The 4,640-nt window shown below is 37.6% G+C and carries 6 protein-coding genes; all 6 read right to left on the reverse strand.

The genetic code is table 11. The annotated features are described in order from the left end of the window. Positions 1-208: 208 nt before the first annotated feature. Positions 209-523, reverse strand: coding sequence for a hypothetical protein (locus B2V92_RS17815; RefSeq protein WP_113950014.1), 315 nt, complete (start codon positions 521-523; stop codon positions 209-211). A 98-nt stretch (positions 524-621) separates the two neighbouring features. Then, complete coding sequence (locus tag B2V92_RS17820) at positions 622-1,308, reverse strand: SIMPL domain-containing protein (protein WP_293310693.1); 687 nt, start codon at positions 1,306-1,308, stop codon at positions 622-624. A gap of 434 nt (positions 1,309-1,742) precedes the next feature. Beyond that, positions 1,743-1,898, reverse strand: a complete 156-nt coding sequence (locus B2V92_RS17825) for a hypothetical protein (protein ID WP_293310695.1) — start codon at positions 1,896-1,898, stop codon at positions 1,743-1,745. Positions 1,899-2,071: 173 nt separating this feature from the next. Beyond that, positions 2,072-2,524, reverse strand: a complete 453-nt coding sequence (locus tag B2V92_RS17830; protein ID WP_293310697.1) for a cold-shock protein — start codon at positions 2,522-2,524, stop codon at positions 2,072-2,074. 395 nt (positions 2,525-2,919) lie between these two features. Next, positions 2,920-3,450 carry a GNAT family N-acetyltransferase gene (locus B2V92_RS17835; protein WP_293310699.1) on the reverse strand — a complete coding sequence of 177 codons (531 nt, stop codon included), beginning with the start codon at positions 3,448-3,450 and terminating at the stop codon, positions 2,920-2,922. Between the two features lie 72 nt (positions 3,451-3,522). After that, on the reverse strand, positions 3,523-4,640 hold a 1,118-nt coding region (gene fabV, locus B2V92_RS17840; protein WP_293310701.1), incomplete at its 5' end, for an enoyl-ACP reductase FabV.

Raw genomic sequence — 4,640 nt, forward strand, 5'->3', positions numbered from 1 at the left:
CGTCGTGTTGGTTTGAAGAATAAATACCGAAATACTTTGTTTTTAAGACTTACGAAGTTTGCCATCCTCCTGGCCTGGGCTAACTTCCTTGTTAAAACTTACGAAGTTTGCCATCCTCATGGCCTATGCTAACTTCGTAAGGAAGCATTAAAAAAAGCTTTGCAGTGATGCAAAGCTTTTTGTTTTTATAGATAGATGAGTTTTTTGCTTATAAAATCAAGATCAATAATAAAATGATGATGATAATTGCACCAACTGAAAGGTAAACACCTCCAGAAACTGCACGGGCCTGACTTTTTAATTCCCTTAACTCGCTACGTAAAGCTTTACGTTCTGCTCTGGTTAAGTTCGATTTGTCCATGTCCCTGATTTCTTCAACACGGGTTTTAATTCTTTCTAGTTTTACCGCCTGCTCTGCGGTTAATTCCGTTGTGTTTTTCGCAGGTTTATCAGCAGCCTGTACTGAATTAAAACTAATGCCCAAAGAGAAAATCAAGGCTAACGTGTAGATGAATTTTTTCATAATATCCAATTTTTTAGTGTTTCGACCTCTAGCTAACAAAAAACCTACCAAAATGTTCTGGTAGGTTCTAAAAAGCATTAATTTAAACGTTAAAATTTTTATTTGATCTCGAAAACGGCATTAACCGTAAAATTCAATTTGATTTTTTTGAAATCGATCTCTGGAGCGCTACCAGCATCGGCCATTTCAGCTTTCATTGCGAAATTTCTGTAAACCGGTTGTATTACATTGTCTCCACCATCCTGTATCTCAATTACGGCACCCAATTTATCGCCTAAGGCTTCAACCATGTAGGCTGCTTTCTCTTTTGCAGCTAATAAAGCTTTAATTTTAAGGTCTTTTTTCAGGGTTTCAATTTTAGAGTAATCGTAACTTTCGATATTGGTATTGGCAATTCCTTTTGCGTCAATTGCTTCTAATATTGCATTGAATTTGTTCAGGTCGTTTACTTTTAAACGGTACTGTTTGCTGGCCAGAAAATCAGGATTTTTCTTTTTCTCTGTTTCGTAATTCCAGCTGCTTAAATTGCTGATGGTTAAGTTTTCTTTTGCAATGCCTGCTTTTTGTACTGCGGCAAACAATTGTTTTTCCAATTCGGTAATGTCTGTTTTTTTCTTTCCGTTTAAGTACTCTTTAAGCGAAATACCGATGTAGATAATATCGGGGGTAACTTCTGTTTCGGCGGTTCCGCTTACATTGATTTTTCTACGTAAATCTACTTGTTGGGCCATCGCTGTTGATAATCCTAAAACTGCAACCAGTGCAAATGCTATTAACTTTTTCATAATGTATTTTTCTTTGTGTGTACTGTAATGATGTAAACCATGCACAAATTCCACACCGGAATTAATAATTTTTTTATTTCATAAACGATAGTGTGCAAGTAAATGCTACAGTTTTGTTACATAATGAGCGTATGTTGTTTAGTTACAGCGCAATTAATTTAACATCGCTATTGCAAAAAATAAATTGAAAGGAATTTTGGATGTCAAATAGAACCCTCACGATTGAGAGAATATATTAAACCTTGTTTTTAGATTGAGTTCGATAATTATTTAATGAAGATATTGCTTTTGTAAAACCTCTAGCCGGAAGGATTCGTCATGCTGAATTCAGTTCAGCATCTTTTTAGCATGGAAGACCCTGAAATGAATTCAGGGTGACGACTACTTTGGAAAAGGTCAATTACAACTCTGTAATGTAACCATTAACTATGGGTTTATTTATTTTTTAGATTAAATTCTATCTTTTTTAAAGTAGAAACAGCTAAATCATGAGCGATAGAAATTCCTTCAATTTTAAATGAAGCAAGCATAGATTCCATAATTTCCATTCTCAATAAATCGATTTTCTTTTGCTTATGATTGTGCTTCATTTTCATACTCAAATATATCAGAAAATGAGCTGATGAAGAAAATTATGCGCAAGGTTTTATGCTTAAATAGACGGAATTATATATGGTTATAAAACCAAGCGCAGCAGAGTTTTCTGCTCAATTTTAATCATATTTTGCAGTTTGGAACTGCAAAAAGAATTGGATGAAGGTAATTAAACCTTTGAAACTTTAACAGCGGTTGGTCCTTTTTGGCCCATTTCTACCTCGAAGGTAACTTTATCGCCTTCTTTAATCTGGGTTGTTAAACCGTTAACGTGTACGAAGATACTATCCTGAGTTTCGGTATTTTTAATGAAACCGTAACCTTTACTATCATTAAAGAAAGTAACTGTTCCTTTTTTAACTGGATTTTCGTCGATGATGTCTTCCTGTCTTGAAATACCGATCTGGATATCTTCTGTATTGATCACAATTTTCTTTTTCGGATCTGGTGGAGTTGAAGAGATGTTTCCGTTTTCGTCAACGTAAGCCATCATGTCTTCAAGCGATAAGCCTTTTTTAGCATTTGCCTGACGTTCCTCTTTTTTCTCTTGTTTGTCGTTTTTCTTTTTTAACCGTTTTTTTTCGTTCTCTTTTTTACTGTATGTTGCCTGAGATTTAGCCATATATTATTTAATTGTTTTGTTTTGAAAGGTGAGTGGAATGGAGAATTATACAAATATAACAATACTAAAGGATAAATACGATTTTATTCGGTTGGGTAGTGCATTAAGGTGCTGTATTTTAGCCACGGATGCACGGATTAATATGGAAATTTCTTTATTTGTTTTTACCACAGATATGGAGGATGAATACAGATAGAGGGTTTGGCATATATGCGCGGAGTTTTTTAATTACTTCATCTCGACCGAAACGTAGTGGAGTGCCTGCCCGTACAGGCGGGGAGAGATCTATCTCGAGACAGATTTAGCTTCGCTGAGCACTTCGTGGTTCTCGACTACGTTACCGATGTAAAATCGGTACAAGTTGCACTCCGCTCGAAATGACGGCTTGGGAGAGCTTAACCTACCCACTTTGCTTTATCAATCTGGTAAACGAAATTCCATTTTACGGGTTCGCCGTAGTAGGCCACTTCAATTTCGGAGATTTTAACAGCGCCCAGTTTTTCTGTGGCTTTTTGCGAACGGAAATTGGTTGCGCCGATATGCAAGATCACTTTATCTACAAACTGGAAGGCATAATCGAGCATTAGGTTTTTTAAAGCCCTGTTATGCCCTTTGCCCCAAAACTCGCGTGCAATAAAGGTATAACCTACCGCAACTGAACTATTCTCCTCATCGAGTTCGTAATACCTTGAGCTGCCCACTATTTTATTTGTTTCTTTTTCGTAAACGATAAAAGCACCATTCGATTCGATTGCACCTTTAAAGAAATTCTCGAAAACTTCTCTTTTGTAACGGTCTTTATTAGGATGTTGTTCCCAGATTAATGGATCGGAAGCAACTTCAAAAAGTGCTTCAAAATCTTCCTCCTTTAACGGAACTACTTTAATTAAATCGTTTTCTAATGTGGGTTGTAAATCGAATTTCATTTTATTTAGGTATAAAAACGGCCGGCTATATGGCCAGCCGTTTGTGGATTATTAAGGTAATTGATATTGAGTTTAGTTTACCAAACCTTCTATTTCTACAACTTCCTGGGCATCTTTCTGATAATCCACTTTATCAATTTCGAAACCGAAGAGGCTTAAGAAATCAGATCTGTAACCTGGTAAGTCGCCAATTGCCGGTAAAGTTTCGGTTGTGGCTTCTTTCCAAAGCTCTGCAACTTTTGCCTGGATATCTTCGCGCATTTCCCAATCATCGATCCTGATTCTCCCTTTTTCATCAACAGGAACTTCACCACCGGTAAATAAGCGATCTGCATATAAACGCTGGATCTGCTCGATGGTACCTTCGTGTACGCCTTCGGCTTTCATTACTTTGTATAATAATGAAATATACAACGGAATTACCGGAATAGCCGAGCTTGCCTGTGTAACCAACGCTTTGTTAACCGAAACGTAAGCCTTACCGTCGATATCTTTTAGTTTATCGCCGATTTTAAAAGCTGTTGCCTCTAAATCATCTTTTGCTCTGCCAATGGTTCCTTTGCGGTATACCGGTTCGGTTAAAGCAGGGCCGATGTACGAATAAGCTACTGTAGTTGCTCCTTCGGCAAGTAAGTTCTCTGCTTTAAGTGCATCAATCCACATGGCCCAATCTTCGCCACCCATTACTGCAACTGTATTTTCAATATCCTCTTGGGTAGCGGGCTCGATAGAAATTTCGGTCACGTTACCAGTATGGAAATCGACTGTTTTATTGGTATATGTACCACCGATCGGTTTTAAGGTAGAACGGTGCAATACTTCGGTATCAGGGTGTTTTCTTACCGGAGAAGCCAAGCTATAGATTACCAGATCAACCTGGCCAAGATCGGCTTTGATCAATTGGATGGTTTTTTCTTTGATTTCTTTTGAGAAGGCATCGCCGTTAATGCTTTTTGCATATAAACCGGCTGCATGTGCTTCTTTTTCAAAAGCGGCACTGTTGTACCAGCCCGGTGAAGCAGTTTTGCCCTCAGAAGGTGCTTTTTCGAAAAATACGCCAATGGTAGCAGCATCAGATCCGTAAGCAGCAGCAATACGTGAAGCTAAACCAAAACCGGTTGAAGCGCCAATTACCAATACTTTTTTCGGACCGTTTATAGCTCCTTTTGATTTTACATATTCAATTTGAT

It is taken from the genome of Pedobacter sp. UBA5917, assembly GCF_002432345.1.
In the GTDB taxonomy this organism is placed as follows: domain Bacteria; phylum Bacteroidota; class Bacteroidia; order Sphingobacteriales; family Sphingobacteriaceae; genus Pedobacter.

Coding starts and splice junctions, on each gene's coding strand:
- B2V92_RS17815 (WP_113950014.1), bottom strand. CDS start 523: ATGAAAAAATTCATCTACACGTTAGCCTTGATTTTCTCTTTGGGCATT.
- B2V92_RS17835 (WP_293310699.1), bottom strand. CDS start 3,450: ATGAAATTCGATTTACAACCCACATTAGAAAACGATTTAATTAAAGTA.
- B2V92_RS17825 (WP_293310695.1), bottom strand. CDS start 1,898: ATGAAGCACAATCATAAGCAAAAGAAAATCGATTTATTGAGAATGGAA.
- B2V92_RS17830 (WP_293310697.1), bottom strand. CDS start 2,524: ATGGCTAAATCTCAGGCAACATACAGTAAAAAAGAGAACGAAAAAAAA.
- B2V92_RS17820 (WP_293310693.1), bottom strand. CDS start 1,308: ATGAAAAAGTTAATAGCATTTGCACTGGTTGCAGTTTTAGGATTATCA.